This is a genomic window from Oscillibacter sp. KLE 1745 (assembly GCF_000469445.2).
Classification (GTDB): domain Bacteria; phylum Bacillota; class Clostridia; order Oscillospirales; family Oscillospiraceae; genus Oscillibacter; species Oscillibacter welbionis.
On the sequence record NZ_KI271680.1, the window covers coordinates 11,926 to 25,431 of the forward strand.

A 13,506-nucleotide genomic window follows, 5' to 3' on the forward strand; every position below is an offset into this window, starting at 1 on the left:
CCCCGCCGGGCGGCGGCCGGGGAGCTGGAGGGGGATGCGGCGGAGTTGTTCGGCCGCCTCCGGGCCCTGCGGGCCCAGTTGGCCCGGCGGCAGGGAGTCCCCGCCTACGTGGTGTTCTCGGACAAGACCCTGCGGGAGATGGCGATTTCCCGCCCCCGGACCACGGCGGAGCTGCGGGCGGTCAGCGGCGTGGGCTCCGCCAAGGCGGAGCGGTACGGCCGGGACTTTCTGACGGTGATCCAGGACTTTCCGTCGTGACGGAGATCAGAAGAGACAACAGGCGCTGTCCCATGCGGGACAGCGCCTGTCTGTGTTTTTTCAGTTCAGAAAATCCTTCAACTTTTTGCTGCGGCTGGGGTGGCGCAGTTTCCGCAGGGCCTTGGCCTCGATCTGGCGGATGCGCTCCCGGGTAACGTTGAATTCCTTGCCCACTTCCTCCAGGGTGCGGGTGCGGCCGTCCTCGATGCCGAAGCGGAGCTTTAGAACCTTTTCCTCCCGGGGAGTGAGAGTGGAGAGAACATCCATCAGCTGCTCCTTCAGCAGGGTGAAGCTGGCGGCTTCGCTGGGCTCGCTGGCCCCCTCGTCGGGGATGAAGTCGCCCAGGTGGGAGTCCTCCTCCTCACCGATGGGGGTCTCCAGGGAGACGGGCTCCTGGGCAATTTTCAGGATCTCCCGGACCTTCTCCACCGGCATTCCCATCTCCGCGCTGATCTCATTGGGAGAGGGATCATGGCCCAGCTCCTGCAGGAGCTGGCGGCTGACCCGAATCACTTTGTTGATGGTCTCCACCATGTGGACAGGGATGCGGATGGTGCGAGCCTGGTCGGCGATGGCCCGGGTGATGGCCTGCCGGATCCACCAGGTAGCGTAGGTGGAGAACTTGTAGCCCTTGGTGTAGTCGAACTTCTCCACCGCCTTGATCAGGCCCAGATTGCCCTCCTGGATCAGATCTAGGAACAGCATGCCCCTGCCCACGTACCGCTTGGCGATGGACACCACCAGACGGAGGTTGGCCTCCGCCAGCTTCTGCTTGGCGGTCTCACCCTTGGCGTGGGCGGACTTCCAGGCGGCGATCTCCTCCTGGGAGTAGGGGATCTCCTGCCCCTCCTTCCGGAGCCGGTCGATCTCCGCCAGCTTCCGGTCGGCCTCGTTGCCCGCGCCCATGGCCTGGGCCAGGTCGATCTCCTCATCCGGGGACAACAGGGGCACCTTGCCGATCTCTTTCAGATACATACGGACAGGATCGTCGATGGAGAAGCTGTTCACCAGAGTGTTGGGATCCACCAGCTCCTCTTCCTCCACATCGGCGATCTCCTCTGCGGCGGGCTCGTCATCCGGCAGGTCCGCCAACAGGGCATCGTCGGCGCTGATGTCGATGTTCAGCGCCTCCAGGGAGTCGTAGAGCTGATCCATCTGATCGCTCTCCAGATTCAGGTCATCCACCGCGTCCATCAGATCTGCGGAGTCCAGCTTGCCCTTCTTCTTACCGCGGGCCAGCAGTTCCCGCAGTTTTTCGTTGTTCATCAGCCAGGAGGCTGCGGGCAGCGCAGCCACCTGCTTGTCGTCCAGCCGGAGGATGCCGGCCTTCCGGGCCTCCTCGTCCGTCATGACGGCGGGGGCCTCCTGGGCCGTCTCCTCCCCCTTTTTCCGGGTGGACTTTTTGGCAGACCTTGCAGCCGGCTCCCTCTCCGCGGCCTTCTCCGCCGCATCTGCGGCCGCCAGGAGCGCGTCTGCCTGTCTCTTCAGCTCCTTGGGGCTCAACTCAAACTCATTTGCCATGCTGCTTTCCTCCAGTACCCTTTTTGTCTTTGTATTTTTCTGTGGCCGCCAGCAGCGGGTCGGCAGTCCCGCCCCCCAGCCGCTTCTCGGCCTCCGTCTGTACGATGCGTATGTAGTCCGCCAGCGCCTGTTGTCCGTTTCGCAGAGACTCCGGCTGCTGGCAGACGCCGGTGAGATGGTTCATCTCCTCCTGGGAGAAGAACTCCGCCTGGGCCGCCAGGGAGGGGACGCGTCCTGCCGCCTTGGCCTGCCACAGCGTGGTAAAGGCACGGCCCAGCAGTGGGGAGGAGAACTGCTCCTCCCGCAGGGGCGGCTCCTCCGGGAACAGGCTCTCGTCCCGGATCAGCAGCCGCAGGATGCCCTCCTCCGCCCGGGCGGAGCGGATGTTGTCGTATCGCAGCTCCCGCTCCTTGGGCTGGAGCTGGACCGCCGGGTTCAGGTCCCGCCGCAGCTCCTGCCGCTTCTCCCGGGAGAGGCGGCGTTTGAAGGCCCGCTGGACCTCCAGCCTCATGGCCTCCGGCGTGATCTTGGCGGTCTCTGCGGCCCGGGTGGTGTAGATCTCCCGCTCTACCGGATTGGCAAGGGCGGCCAGCAGGGCGCTGACCTCCTCACAGTAGGCCACACGGGCCTCGTCACTGGAGAGGTCGTACTTACCCGCCGCCTGGGCCATGCGGAACTCGATGCCGTTCTCACTGCCGGTCAGCAGCGCCTCGAAGGCGTCTTTTCCCTGGAGCTTGATGAAGTCGTCGGCGTCCTGCTTTACCAGTTCGCCATCCTCCGTCCGCCGCCGGGGCAGCTGAAGGACCTTGACCGAAAACTCCGAGTTGTTCAGGATCTCCAGCGCCCGCTCCGTGGCGATCTTGCCGGCGTTGTCATTGTCGTAGCACAGCACCAGCTCCTTCGTGAACCGGCTGAGGAGCCGTGTCTGCTCCACTGTCAAAGCCGTCCCCATGGAGGCCACTGCGTTGTCGAATCCCGCTTGGTGGAGCGTTACCACGTCGATGTTGCCCTCGCAGAGGATGATGTTGGACCGCTTGGATTTCTTGGCCAGATTCAGTCCGTACAGAACCCGCCGTTTGGAGTACACCGGTGTCTCCTGGGAGTTCATGTACTTGGGCTCAGACTTGTCCAGGACCCGGCCGCCGAAGGCCACCACGTCTCCCCGCACATCGATGACAGGAAAGATGAGCCGGTTGCGGAACTTGTCGTACAGGCCGCCGTTCCGGTTCTGCACCGCCAGGCCTGCCTCCAGCAGCTCCGACTTCGTGTAGCCCTTCTTCGTCATGGCCAGGATCAGCGCGTCCCAGGCATCCAGAGAGGCTCCCAGACCGAAGTTCACTGCCGTGGCCCTGCGAATTTTCCGCCGGTCCAGATATTCCTGCACCGCCCGCCCCTCCGGCTGTTGGAGCATCTGATAGTAGAACCGGGCCGCGTCCCGGTTCAGGTCCAGCAGACGCTGGCGCCTGTGGCCCGCCTCCCGGTCGCCGTCCTCCTCCGGCACCTCCATCCCCGCCCGTTTGGCCAGAAAGCGCACCGCATCCGGGAAGGAGAGATTCTCCTCCTCCATGATGAAGTTAATAACGCCGCCGCCCCGCTTGCAGCCGAAGCAGTAGTAGATCTGTTTGTCCGGAGAGACGGAGAAGGAGCCGGTCTTCTCACTGTGGAAGGGACACAGACCAAAGAGATTCGCGCCCTTTCGGGTCAGCTGCACATAGCTGCCCACCACGTCCACGATGTCACTCCGGGCCATCAGCTCGTCCAGAAAGCTCTGGGGAAAGGGCATGTCAAGGTCTCCTCCTTTCGGTGAGTGTTGCCAGATTTCCCGAGGGTCATACCCGAAAGCGAGGGCGTACCCAAAACGAGACATTTTAGATATACCCCGTTCTTTTGGGATTTCCTCTTTTTTTGCTGGATTTTTTCAAAAAGTTTTTGCCCAGTGGGTTTACAGACTGCCGCGGCCTGCGTAAAATGGTAGAAAAGCGTCGAAGCGGCGGAGAGGAGGCGTGAGATGTCCATCGAGCTTTGGGCGGCCCGGTTGGAGCGCCCGCTGACGGAGCGGGAGACGGAGGCCATGCTGCCCCTGCTGCCCCCGGAGCGGCAGGAGCGGCTGCTGCGGATCAAGCAGTCGGAAAAGCGGCGGGAGCCCCTGTGCGCCTATCTCATTCTACGCCATGCCTTGTGGGAGCAGTACCGCTGGCGGGAGCTTCCGCCTATCCGGCTCACCTCTCTGGGCAAGCCCTACTTCCCGGATTTCCCAGAGGTCCACTTCAATCTGAGCCACACCACCGGCGCGGTGCTGGTGGCCCTGTCCGGGGAGCCGGTGGGGGTGGATATCGAGCACATCCGGCCGGTGAGCGAGCGGGCCATGCGGCGTCTGGCGGATGTGACCACGGAACGGGCCTTCTTCCAGAGCTGGGTCCGGCGGGAGGCCCGGGCCAAGCGCAGCGGCGCCGGCGTGGGGACCATGCTGGCGTCGGAGACCCCGCTCCAGCCTGGGGAGCGATTCTATTTTCTGGACACCTTTCCGGGCTATGTGGCGGGAGTGGCCACCCGGGACGGGGGCCCGCCAGGCCAGGTGCGCAAATACTCCCTGGATGATATGATGGGATAAAAGCGGGGGAGAAAAAAGGCGGCGGGGCAGTGCCCCGCCGTCTCCCGGTCGGTTTATACGATCTTCCGCAAAGGCAGCGGCTCCGCCGCATCCTTCTGCTCCGCAAAGTAGCGGATGATGTCTTTTCGGGTGACGATCCCGGTGAAGTTCCCCAGGTCGTCCACCACAGGGATGAAGTTCTGGTTCATGGCGCTGTGGAGGAGCTCTTCCATGGTGACGGTGATCCGGACGGGAGGATAGCTGTTGCCCCGCAGAATGTCCCGGACCTGCAGCCGCTCCATGTCCTTCATGGAGTAGGCAGTCAAGGTCTCGCAGTCCTTGGACAGGAGCTGCCAGAGGAAATCCCCCTCACTGACTGTACCGACATATTTCCCATCCCGGCTGATGACGGGGATGGCGGTATAGCCGTGGTGCCGCATCTTTTCCAGTCCCTGACGGAAGGTGCAGTCATCGTACAGATAGGCGACGCTGTGCTTCGGGAGCAGAAAATAAGCTATGTTCACTTTGCTGCCTCATTTCTAAGGGCGGGGGCCCGCCCGTATTCGGCCTTTCCGGCCTTCTAAAAAAAGTATACAGGAAATGCCTGGGGAATTGGTGAATAATCTATGAAATCTGCCGGAGAACGGTCTTTACTTTTTCGACAGAGGCTGTTATTATAAAATGTGATATATGCAACAGAAGGGAGCGGCCGCGATGTTGACCCCACAGGAACTGAAAAAGAGCCCCTTGTTTCAGGACATCGGGTACGAGAATTACCAGCAGATGCTGGACTGCTTTCAGGCGGTGCAGCGGAGCTATCGGGTGGACGAGGTGATCTACGACTTCTCCGGCCCGGCTGGCAACGCCGTAGGCGTGGTGGAGCGGGGGGAGGCATCCCTGATCCGCATCGACGAGGAGGGAGTCGCCACTGTGCTGGAGGAGCTGGGCCCCGGCGGTGTGTTCGGCAAGAGCCTGGCGTTTTCCACCTCCGGCCGGGACAGCTTGGAAGTGGTCTGCCGCACGGCCTGCGACGTGGTGTTCATCGACTATCCTCATATTCTGAAGCGGTGTGAGCGGGCCTGCACCCATCACAGCCTGCTGGTGCAGAATATGCTGCGGCTGATCTCAGACAAGGCCCAGGCCCTGTCCGAGCGGGTGGACGTTCTCTCCCGCCGGTCCATCCGGGAAAAGCTCCTGTGCTACTTCAACCAGCTGGCGGAGAAGGAGGGGAGCCGGACCTTCCAGCTGCCCTTCTCCCTGAGTATGCTGGCGGATTACATCGCCACGGACCGCAGCGCCATGATGCGGGAGCTGAAGCGATTGAAGGAGGAGGGCGTCCTCCGGTCCGAGGGGCGGCGCATCACCCTTTGTACAGGATGATTGACCGGCCCGAAGGGGCGCTGGAAAGTTTGTTATTTTTTTCGCAGAATCCCCGCAAAAACGGATTGACTGCTTTCGGGGGTTGTGTTAAAGTATAGACAATGTGTCGTGTCGAAGGATACATCGCCGCAAATACCAAAATTCGATCATTCGGGAAAGAAGGAACACTATGTATCGTATCGTGAGAAAAGAGGCCCTCCGTCCCACCGTCACCCTGTATGAGATCGAGGCACCCCTGGTCGCCAAGAAGGCCCAGCCGGGCCAGTTCATCATCCTGCGCGTGGATGAGAACGGCGAGCGAATCCCCATAACGATCAACGACTATAACCCGGAGAAGGGCACCGTCACCATCATCGTCCAAACCGTGGGCGCCACCACGGAAAAGCTGAGCCACATGAAAGAGGGCGACAGCCTCCAGGACTTTGTGGGCCCCCTGGGCAAGGCCACCGAGACCGAGGGCAAGAAGAAGGTCTGCGTGGTGGGCGGCGGTGTCGGCTGCGCCATCGCGTATCCCGTGCTGAAGAAGTTCCACGACTGCGGGGCCGAGGTCCACGCCGTCATCGGCTTCAAGAACAAGGATCTGGTGATCCTGGAGGATGAGTTCCGGGCCGCAAGCAGCGTACTGAAGGTCTGCACCGACGACGGCTCCTATGGCCAGAAGGGCGTTGTCACCGAGGCGCTGAAGGAGCTGATTGACGCTGGCAACCAGTATGATGAGGTGTTCGCCATCGGTCCCATGGTGATGATGAAATTTGTTTCCAAGACCACGGAGCCCTACGGCATCCCCACCACCGTTTCCATGAGCCCCATCATGATTGACGGCACCGGCATGTGCGGCGGCTGCCGCCTGAGCGTGGGCGGCGAGATGAAGTTCGCCTGCGTGGACGGCCCGGATTTCGACGGCCACAAGGTGGACTGGGATCTGGCGGTCAAGCGGAACCAGATGTATCGGGACTTTGAGGCCCACAAATATGAGGAGACCTGCAACCTGTTCAAGAAGGAGGCCGAATAATCATGGCCAATATGTCTTTGAAGAAGAATCCCATGCCCTCTCAGGAGCCCGATGTCCGCAACAAGAACTTCGACGAGGTGGCCCTGGGCTATACTGAGGAAATGGCCATCGACGAGGCCAAGCGCTGCCTGAACTGCAAGAACCCCAAGTGCGTGAACGGCTGCCCCGTGAACGTACATATTCCCGAGTTCATCGCCAAGGTGGCGGAAGGCAAGTTTGACGAGGCCTTCGGCGTCATCACCTCCACCAACAGCCTGCCCGCCATCTGCGGCCGTGTCTGCCCCCAGGAGAACCAGTGCGAGGGCCAGTGCATCCGGGGCATCAAGGGTGAGCCCGTGGGCATCGGCCGTCTGGAGCGGTTTGTGGCGGACTATCACAATACCCACGGCCATCAGGGCGGCGCTCCCGTCGTGCCGGAGAGCAACGGCCACAAGGTAGCTGTGGTAGGCTCCGGCCCTGCGGGCCTGACCTGTGCCGGCGATCTGGCCCGGAAGGGGTATGACGTCACCGTGTTCGAGGCGCTGCACCAGGTTGGCGGCGTGCTGGTGTACGGCATCCCGGAGTTCCGTCTGCCCAAGGCCATTGTGGCCAAGGAGGTGGCCCGGCTGGAACACTTCGGCGTGAAGATCATGACCGATACCGTGGTGGGCCGCACCATCACCGTGGACGAGCTGATGGATGAGATGGGTTTTGAGGCCGTGTTCATCGGCTCCGGCGCCGGCCTGCCTATGTTCATGAACATCCCCGGCGTCAACTACAAGGGCGTGCTGTCCGCCAACGAGTTCCTGACCCGCATCAACCTGATGAAGGCATACCTGCCCGATTCCGACACGCCCCTCATCCATCCCAAGAAGGTGGCCGTCGTAGGCGGCGGCAACGTGGCCATGGACGCCGCCCGGTGCGCCAAGCGCCTGGGTGCAGAGGTCTATGTTGTGTACCGCCGCGGCATGGAGGAGCTGCCCGCCCGCCGTGAAGAGGTGGAGCACGCCGAGGAGGAAGGCATCATCTTCAAGACTCTCTGCAACCCGGTGGAGGTGCTGGCGGACGAGAACGACGATGTGAAGGGAATCCGCTGCATCCGGATGGAACTGGGCGAGCCCGATGCCTCCGGCCGCCGCCGTCCCATCGAGGTCCCCGGCAGTGAGTTCGACGTGGACGTGGACTGCGTTATTATGGCCCTGGGCACCAGCCCCAACCCCCTGATCAAGTCCACCACCAAGGGCCTGGAAATCAACAAGAAGGGCGGCATCGTGGTGAACGAGGACGGTCTCACCTCCCGCGAGAATGTCTATGCCGGCGGCGACGCCGTCACCGGTGCTGCCACCGTCATCCTGGCCATGGGCGCCGGCAAGACCGCGGCTAAGGCCATCGACGAGGCGTTGAGCAAGAAGTAAGATCTCCCGGACTTTTTACAAGGCGGGCAGCGAAAGCTGCCTGCCTTGTCCCTTTTGGTTGGAATCTGTCGGATTAGCCTTGACAGCAGGTGCGGGGACCGATACAATCAAGGTGCTTGGTTCCCTCAGGTGGAGGGCGCCACGCGGCTTTGGGACAGCGCGGAGGCGAACGCAGCAAACTGTGTCTTGGAGGGAAAAACGATGGCTTATTGCAGAAAATGTGGTGCATTGATCGATGACTATGCGGCGGTCTGCCCGAAATGCGGCACACCTCAGAACGGAGGACCGAATAATCCTCCACCGGCAGCGGACAACGGCGGCTTCCTGTGGGGGCTTCTGGGCTGCTGTATTCCCATTGCAGGATTGATCTTGTTCCTGGTATGGAAGGATACCAAGCCCCGGACTGCCAAGGCGGCGGGCATCGGCGCCCTGGTGTGCGTGATCGCCTATGTACTGATGTACGTTGCGGCGGCGGTTCTGGGCATCAGCGCAGCGGTGTATGCCTATTAAGCTGCGGCGCTGGCTTTGGCGGTGGCTTCCGATTCTCTTCGGATGCCACTGCCGGCCGGATCGCTCTTTCCATTTTCGGGACGGAACGCCCTTTCCCATCTGCGCCCGGTGCACCGGGGAGCTGGCGGGCATCCTGGCGGGGCTGGCAACCTGGTGGGCGGTCCATCCCCCGGCGGGAGTGGCGGCTGTGCTGCTGGTTCCGTTGATTGCGGACGGACTTCTCCAGCTCTGTACGCCCTATGAGAGCGGTAATCTCCGGCGGCTGGCGACGGGGCTCCTCTTCGGCTACGGGCTGACGGTGCTTCTGCTCACGTCCTTGGGCTGGGCCTATCAATGGGGCTTTGGCTTTGGGAAAACATTGCTGGATCCCTGAGAAGATCAGCAGCCGTGACATCCAGGAGGCAAGACCATGCTGGAACTGTGTTTTGATATGTCAACCTGCGGTGCCCTGCGGGTGGCCCAGCGCTGCGGCGGGAGCGGACGGAAAGGCTTCGGATTCGTTCTCAGCCGCACAGAGGACGGCGGAAATGTGACATCTACTACGGTCATCGGCTTCGATGACGGAAAAGCGCCCGCGGGAGAAGAGATCCACCAGATCCAGCGGGCCCAGCGGCGGCAGGCGGCCCTGGAACGGGAGGCCATCCCCCTGGGCGGCAGTCCGAGTGATGTACTGGTCTTGTCCCTGGGACTGGATATGGGGGATATCCGAGAACCGCTGGGGGCGGACCGGTGGGACCTGCTGCGCCGGTGGTGTGATGGTGATGATGAGACCACGGACCGGGACTGGCAGCGGAATTTGGAGGCAGCGGAGCGATTGAGGTCCTGCGGCTCTAGGGACGCCGTCCGTATTTGGGTGGACCATACGCCATACGGCGCCTGCGGTCTGCTCCACGCTGCCAGCCTGCTGAAAGACACAAAGGCCGACGTCCGCGTGGTGTTCCTGCCGCCCTGGCGGGAGCGGCCGGACGGCGTCGTGGAGACCTACCTGGGTTGGGGCGAGGTGGAGCCGGAGCTGTTCGGACGCTTCCTGTCCCGGGAGGAGCCGCTGCCGCCGGTGATGCTGGGCGCTATGGCCCATCGGTGGGAGGTGCTCCGGCAGGAGAACGCCCCGCTCCGGGCGGTGGTGAACGGCCGGGTCCGCAGCGTGGGGGAGGACTTCTACGACGAAATGATCCGACGCCATCTGCCCGAGGGCCAGACGAAGATCGCCAACATCATTGGAGAGGTTCTGGGCCGGGAGAAGCCGGGCATCGGCGACGTCTGGCTGGCGGAGCGCATCCGGCAGATGCTCTCCACCGGGGAGCTGCGGATGCTCCGGGAGGACCGGGAGCGGTTTTACCGCTCTGTGGTAGAAAGGACTTGACATTTCCCGGGAAATCTGTAAAATAAAACATCAATATAGGTCCGCCGCCGGGCGGACAAAGGCGTTTGCCCCTGCATCCGTAGGCCATTGGAGATGCGGGGCGCGGGCGCCTTTTATTTTTTGCTGTCAGAGGAGGAGTGATTTGCATGGCATGGGTATTTCTGGCATGCGCGGGACTTCTGGAGGTGTTCTGGTCCTCGTTCCTGAAACTGTCCGATGGCTTCACGAAGCTGGGCTGGTCCGTGATGACCATTGCGGGGATGCTGGCCAGCTTCTATTTGCTGAGCCAGGCCATGAAGACGCTTCCCCTGGGCACTGCCTACGCCGTCTGGACCGGCATCGGGGCCGTAGGCTCCGTGGCGGTGGGCATCCTGATCTTCAAGGAGCCGGTGACCGCCGCCCGGATGTTTTTCACCGTGTTGCTGCTGACGGGCATTGTCGGCATCAAGCTGACCTCTTCCCACTGAGGGAAAACAGAAAACGAGGACCGGTCCGGTCCTCGTTTTTCCATAGATGCCGTTACAGGTCCACCACCGTCACATCGTGGCCCGTGTGGGGGAGAAAGACATGCAGCAGGTCCTCCGTCCGCAGGCGGAGGCTGGCGTCGTTCTTGCAGGGGTGGCAGCCGAACCAGGCCGCGTCATGGACTGCCCGGTCCATCACCAGCCGGACCCGGCGCTCCGTGTCATAGGCCAGGCCCAGCACGCTGGCAGAGCCGGGGGTGCAGCGGAGCATGGACTCCATCAGCTCCGGCGGGGCGAAGGAGAGGCGGGTGGTGCCCAGTTGGGCGCTGAGGACCTTGGTCTGGAAGGGCTTGCCGCCGGGCATGGTCAGCAGGTAGAACGCCGTCTTCTGCCGGTTGCAGAGAAACAGGTTCTTGCAGATGGAGATGCCCAGCACCTCGCTGACCACATCGCAGTCGGCGATGGTGTCGGCGGTCTCGTGGGCCACCCAAGCATAGGGGATGTGCAGCCGGTCCAGCAGGGCAAAGGTCTCCAGCTCCACGGCGGCGCGGCCCTCTGCCGGGGCGGCGGTGCGGATCTCTGAGATCTCCACGGCTCACACCCCCGCCAGCAGCTTTTCCCCGGCCCGGTAGATGTCACCGGCGCCTACGGTGAGGATCAAGTCGCCGGGCCGGGCCGCCTGCCGCAGAGCCGCCGCCGCCTTGTCCAGGGTGGAGCAGTACACAGCGCCGGGGATATTGCGGCACAGGTCCGCCGAGGAGATGCCCAAGGTGTTCTGCTCCCGGGCGGCGAAGATCTCCGCCAGGATGGCCACGTCCGGGATTTTCAGCTCTTCCACGAACCGCTCGAACAGCTTGGCGGTGCGAGAGTAGGTGTGGGGCTGGAAGGCCACCACCAGCCGTTCATACCCCATTTCCTTGGCGGTGGTGAACAGGGCGTGGAGCTCGTCGGGGTGATGGGCGTAGTCATCGTAGACCTCCGCCCCATGATAGGTACCCTTGTGCTCGAATCGGCGGCCGGCGCCGGTGAAGGAGGCCAGGCCCGTCTCCACCGCATGGCCCGGCAGGCCCAGTGCCCAGGCCGCAGAGGCTGCCGCCAGGGCGTTGAGAACATTGTGGTGGCCGTAGACGTGGAGCTCTACGCGGGCGTATTTCTCGCCGCGGATCATCACGTCGAATACCGGCCTGCCGTCCACCTCCGTCAGATTGGCGGCGGTGCAGTCGGCGGCATGGTCCAGGCCGAAGGTGAAGATGGGATGCTCCAGCCCGGCCACCGCCTCCATGGCGCTGGCGTTGTCCGCGTTGACGATGACGGACCCCGCCGGGGGCACCAGCTCCGCAAACCGGCGGAAGGAGTGCTGGATGTCGGCCAGATCCTTGAAGAAGTCCAGGTGGTCCTCCTCCACGTTCAAAATCACTGCCACGGTGGGGAAGAAGCTGAGGAAGCTGTTGCAGTACTCACAGGACTCCAGGATGATGGTGTCCCCCTGGCCCACCCGGTAGCCGGCGTGGAGCAGGGGCAGGGTGCCGCCGATCATCACCGTGGGATCCGCCTCCGCCGCCATGAAGATGTGGGTGCACATGGAGGTGGTGGTGGTTTTGCCGTGGGTACCGGCCACGCACAGCGCGTTGGGATACCGCTGCATGATGGCACCCCAGGCCTGGGCCCGCTCGTACACGGGGATACCCCGGGCCACGGCACCGGCGATCTCCGGGTTGCTGTCGTGGACGGCAGCGGTGCGGACCACCAGATCGCAGTCCCCCAGGTTTTCGGCGTTGTGGCCGATGGCCACGGGGATGCCCAAGGACCGGAGGTGGCGGACCGTGTCGCTCTCCGTCATGTCGGAGCCCTGGACATGGAGGCCCATGCCCCGCAGCACCTCCGCCAGGGGGCACATGGACACGCCGCCGATGCCCACCAGATGGGCCCGCTTGCCGGGGACGATATAGTCGCGGATGGGATGGAGATTGTTCATCATGAAAAGACTCCTTATCTGAAGCGCACTGCCAGCGCGCCGCTGATGATTCTGTGGGAATACCATGAGGTTGCCCAAAAACCTGCAATTCCTTACCAAATATTTCATTATAGTATGAGAAGACGGAAAATGCAACCAGAGAAATCCAGGGCCCCGTTTCAAGATCAGCGGTGGCGGCCCCAATTCCGTCGGCTTCACCAAACTGAGCGCAGCCGTAAGAGGAAGGTAATTTGCCGGTTTGGATACGTGCCGCAGGAATCAACAAATCTTGCCTGCCGCAAAAGAAAGAAGCCAAAAGCCGCCTGCACAGTCTGAACGCAAATGTTAATATACGTTGCTTGCGAAAACAGGCTGTTTCTCGTACAATGGCGTTAACCAGAAAGGAGTTCATTCCCTATGTTATGTGAAAACATCAAAGCCATCAGAAAATCAAAAGGGCTATCGCAGGAGGAACTTGCGATCAAGCTGAATGTGGTGCGGCAGACCATCTCCAAATGGGAGCAGGGATTGTCTGTTCCGGATGCTGATATGCTGATCTCCCTGTCAGAGGCGTTTGAAACACCTGTGAGCACGCTGCTCGGAGAACCTGTCACAGCGGCGAAGGCTGATGACCTGAAAGCGGTTTCCGAAAAGCTGGAGATCATAAATTTGCAGCTGGCACAGGGGAAGGAGCTGCGGCGAAAAACAGCTCGCTGCCTGCTTATTGGATTGTGTACGGCCATCGTAATTATTTCCGCAGTTTTCATTTACTGCGGGAGTCCTTATCTGGGGTGGAATTATCACGATCCGGAAACCGCCGTTGTTGGAGTCGCTTTTCACGCATTTGAATGGCTGTTTGTCAGGTTTGCGCCGATGCTCTTGATAGGAGCAATCCTTGGGATTTTCCTGACACGGAAGAAGGCATAGAGCGGGCCTGTTTTGGGGTGCAATTCAGTTCCCGAAATTCCAGCCTGAGGGGCGGAAGGCCTTGCTTCCACACCTGGACAACATGGGCAGCTGTGTTCCGCGGGGAAAACAGCTGCCCACGTCTTTTGCCCAC

General features: G+C 62.1%; 15 protein-coding genes. 10 read left to right on the forward strand and 5 right to left on the reverse strand.

The annotated features are described in order from the left end of the window. Positions 1-258 (forward strand): HRDC domain-containing protein (locus HMPREF1546_RS02565; RefSeq protein ID WP_021751654.1); only part of this gene is annotated, 258 nt, incomplete at its 5' end. A gap of 60 nt (positions 259-318) precedes the next feature. Here HMPREF1546_RS02565 and rpoD read toward each other — a convergent pair. Next, positions 319-1,779 carry an RNA polymerase sigma factor RpoD gene (rpoD, locus tag HMPREF1546_RS02570; protein WP_021749435.1) on the reverse strand — a complete coding sequence of 487 codons (1,461 nt, stop codon included), beginning with the start codon at positions 1,777-1,779 and terminating at the stop codon, positions 319-321. Continuing rightward, on the reverse strand, positions 1,769-3,562 hold the full coding sequence (gene dnaG, locus HMPREF1546_RS02575; protein WP_036630413.1) for a DNA primase: 1,794 nt from the start codon (positions 3,560-3,562) through the stop codon (positions 1,769-1,771). Before dnaG ends, rpoD begins: the two co-directional genes overlap by 11 nt. Positions 3,563-3,787: 225 nt before the next feature. Here dnaG and HMPREF1546_RS02580 point away from each other — a divergent pair, with 225 nt between their 5' ends. After that, the gene (locus HMPREF1546_RS02580) at positions 3,788-4,390 is read left to right on the forward strand and encodes a 4'-phosphopantetheinyl transferase superfamily protein (protein WP_021749438.1); all 603 of its coding nucleotides are present in this window, start codon (positions 3,788-3,790) and stop codon (positions 4,388-4,390) included. A 53-nt stretch (positions 4,391-4,443) separates the two neighbouring features. Here the strand turns inward: HMPREF1546_RS02580 and HMPREF1546_RS02585 are convergent, their stop codons facing one another. After that, positions 4,444-4,893 carry a CBS domain-containing protein gene (locus HMPREF1546_RS02585; protein WP_021749439.1) on the reverse strand — a complete coding sequence of 150 codons (450 nt, stop codon included), beginning with the start codon at positions 4,891-4,893 and terminating at the stop codon, positions 4,444-4,446. A gap of 190 nt (positions 4,894-5,083) precedes the next feature. Here HMPREF1546_RS02585 and HMPREF1546_RS02590 point away from each other — a divergent pair, with 190 nt between their 5' ends. From HMPREF1546_RS02590 to HMPREF1546_RS02620, 7 genes are all read left to right on the forward strand, one after another. Then, positions 5,084-5,749, forward strand: coding sequence for a Crp/Fnr family transcriptional regulator (locus HMPREF1546_RS02590; protein ID WP_025545017.1), 666 nt, complete (start codon positions 5,084-5,086; stop codon positions 5,747-5,749). A gap of 169 nt (positions 5,750-5,918) precedes the next feature. Beyond that, a complete protein-coding gene (locus HMPREF1546_RS02595; RefSeq protein ID WP_021749442.1) occupies positions 5,919-6,761 on the forward strand; it encodes a sulfide/dihydroorotate dehydrogenase-like FAD/NAD-binding protein in 843 nt (280 codons plus the stop codon). A gap of 2 nt (positions 6,762-6,763) precedes the next feature. After that, entirely contained in the window at positions 6,764-8,155 is a 1,392-nt protein-coding gene (gene gltA, locus HMPREF1546_RS02600) for an NADPH-dependent glutamate synthase (protein WP_021749443.1), read from the forward strand. A gap of 201 nt (positions 8,156-8,356) precedes the next feature. Beyond that, positions 8,357-8,665: a zinc-ribbon domain-containing protein gene (locus HMPREF1546_RS02605; RefSeq protein WP_036630414.1), complete on the forward strand. Its 309-nt coding sequence runs from the start codon at positions 8,357-8,359 to the stop codon at positions 8,663-8,665. After that, entirely contained in the window at positions 8,655-9,038 is a 384-nt protein-coding gene (locus HMPREF1546_RS02610) for a DUF2085 domain-containing protein (protein ID WP_021749445.1), read from the forward strand. The genes HMPREF1546_RS02605 and HMPREF1546_RS02610 overlap by 11 nt, the downstream gene beginning before the upstream one ends. A gap of 36 nt (positions 9,039-9,074) precedes the next feature. Next, on the forward strand, positions 9,075-10,028 hold the full coding sequence (locus HMPREF1546_RS02615) for a DUF3658 domain-containing protein (protein WP_021749446.1): 954 nt from the start codon (positions 9,075-9,077) through the stop codon (positions 10,026-10,028). A 146-nt stretch (positions 10,029-10,174) separates the two neighbouring features. After that, complete coding sequence (locus tag HMPREF1546_RS02620; protein WP_021749447.1) at positions 10,175-10,495, forward strand: multidrug efflux SMR transporter; 321 nt, start codon at positions 10,175-10,177, stop codon at positions 10,493-10,495. A 52-nt stretch (positions 10,496-10,547) separates the two neighbouring features. On the opposite strand, the gene HMPREF1546_RS02625 is transcribed toward HMPREF1546_RS02620, so the two are convergent. Continuing rightward, on the reverse strand, positions 10,548-11,084 hold the full coding sequence (locus tag HMPREF1546_RS02625) for a prolyl-tRNA synthetase associated domain-containing protein (RefSeq protein ID WP_021749448.1): 537 nt from the start codon (positions 11,082-11,084) through the stop codon (positions 10,548-10,550). A 3-nt stretch (positions 11,085-11,087) separates the two neighbouring features. After that, complete coding sequence (gene murC, locus HMPREF1546_RS02630; protein WP_036630415.1) at positions 11,088-12,470, reverse strand: UDP-N-acetylmuramate--L-alanine ligase; 1,383 nt, start codon at positions 12,468-12,470, stop codon at positions 11,088-11,090. Between the two features lie 393 nt (positions 12,471-12,863). Here murC and HMPREF1546_RS02635 point away from each other — a divergent pair, with 393 nt between their 5' ends. Then, positions 12,864-13,373, forward strand: coding sequence for a helix-turn-helix domain-containing protein (locus HMPREF1546_RS02635; RefSeq protein WP_021749451.1), 510 nt, complete (start codon positions 12,864-12,866; stop codon positions 13,371-13,373). Positions 13,374-13,506 lie beyond the last annotated feature (133 nt).

Bases quoted from the DNA above. Each gene is read 5' to 3' on its own strand.
- HMPREF1546_RS02595 (WP_021749442.1), top strand. From the start codon at position 5,919: ATGTATCGTATCGTGAGAAAAGAGGCCCTCCGTCCCACCGTCACCCTG.
- gltA (WP_021749443.1), top strand. From the start codon at position 6,764: ATGGCCAATATGTCTTTGAAGAAGAATCCCATGCCCTCTCAGGAGCCC.
- HMPREF1546_RS02620 (WP_021749447.1), top strand. From the start codon at position 10,175: ATGGCATGGGTATTTCTGGCATGCGCGGGACTTCTGGAGGTGTTCTGG.
- HMPREF1546_RS02610 (WP_021749445.1), top strand. From the start codon at position 8,655: ATGCCTATTAAGCTGCGGCGCTGGCTTTGGCGGTGGCTTCCGATTCTC.
- dnaG (WP_036630413.1), bottom strand. From the start codon at position 3,562: ATGCCCTTTCCCCAGAGCTTTCTGGACGAGCTGATGGCCCGGAGTGAC.
- HMPREF1546_RS02605 (WP_036630414.1), top strand. From the start codon at position 8,357: ATGGCTTATTGCAGAAAATGTGGTGCATTGATCGATGACTATGCGGCG.
- HMPREF1546_RS02580 (WP_021749438.1), top strand. From the start codon at position 3,788: ATGTCCATCGAGCTTTGGGCGGCCCGGTTGGAGCGCCCGCTGACGGAG.
- HMPREF1546_RS02590 (WP_025545017.1), top strand. From the start codon at position 5,084: ATGTTGACCCCACAGGAACTGAAAAAGAGCCCCTTGTTTCAGGACATC.
- rpoD (WP_021749435.1), bottom strand. From the start codon at position 1,779: ATGGCAAATGAGTTTGAGTTGAGCCCCAAGGAGCTGAAGAGACAGGCA.
- murC (WP_036630415.1), bottom strand. From the start codon at position 12,470: ATGATGAACAATCTCCATCCCATCCGCGACTATATCGTCCCCGGCAAG.
- HMPREF1546_RS02635 (WP_021749451.1), top strand. From the start codon at position 12,864: ATGTTATGTGAAAACATCAAAGCCATCAGAAAATCAAAAGGGCTATCG.
- HMPREF1546_RS02615 (WP_021749446.1), top strand. From the start codon at position 9,075: ATGCTGGAACTGTGTTTTGATATGTCAACCTGCGGTGCCCTGCGGGTG.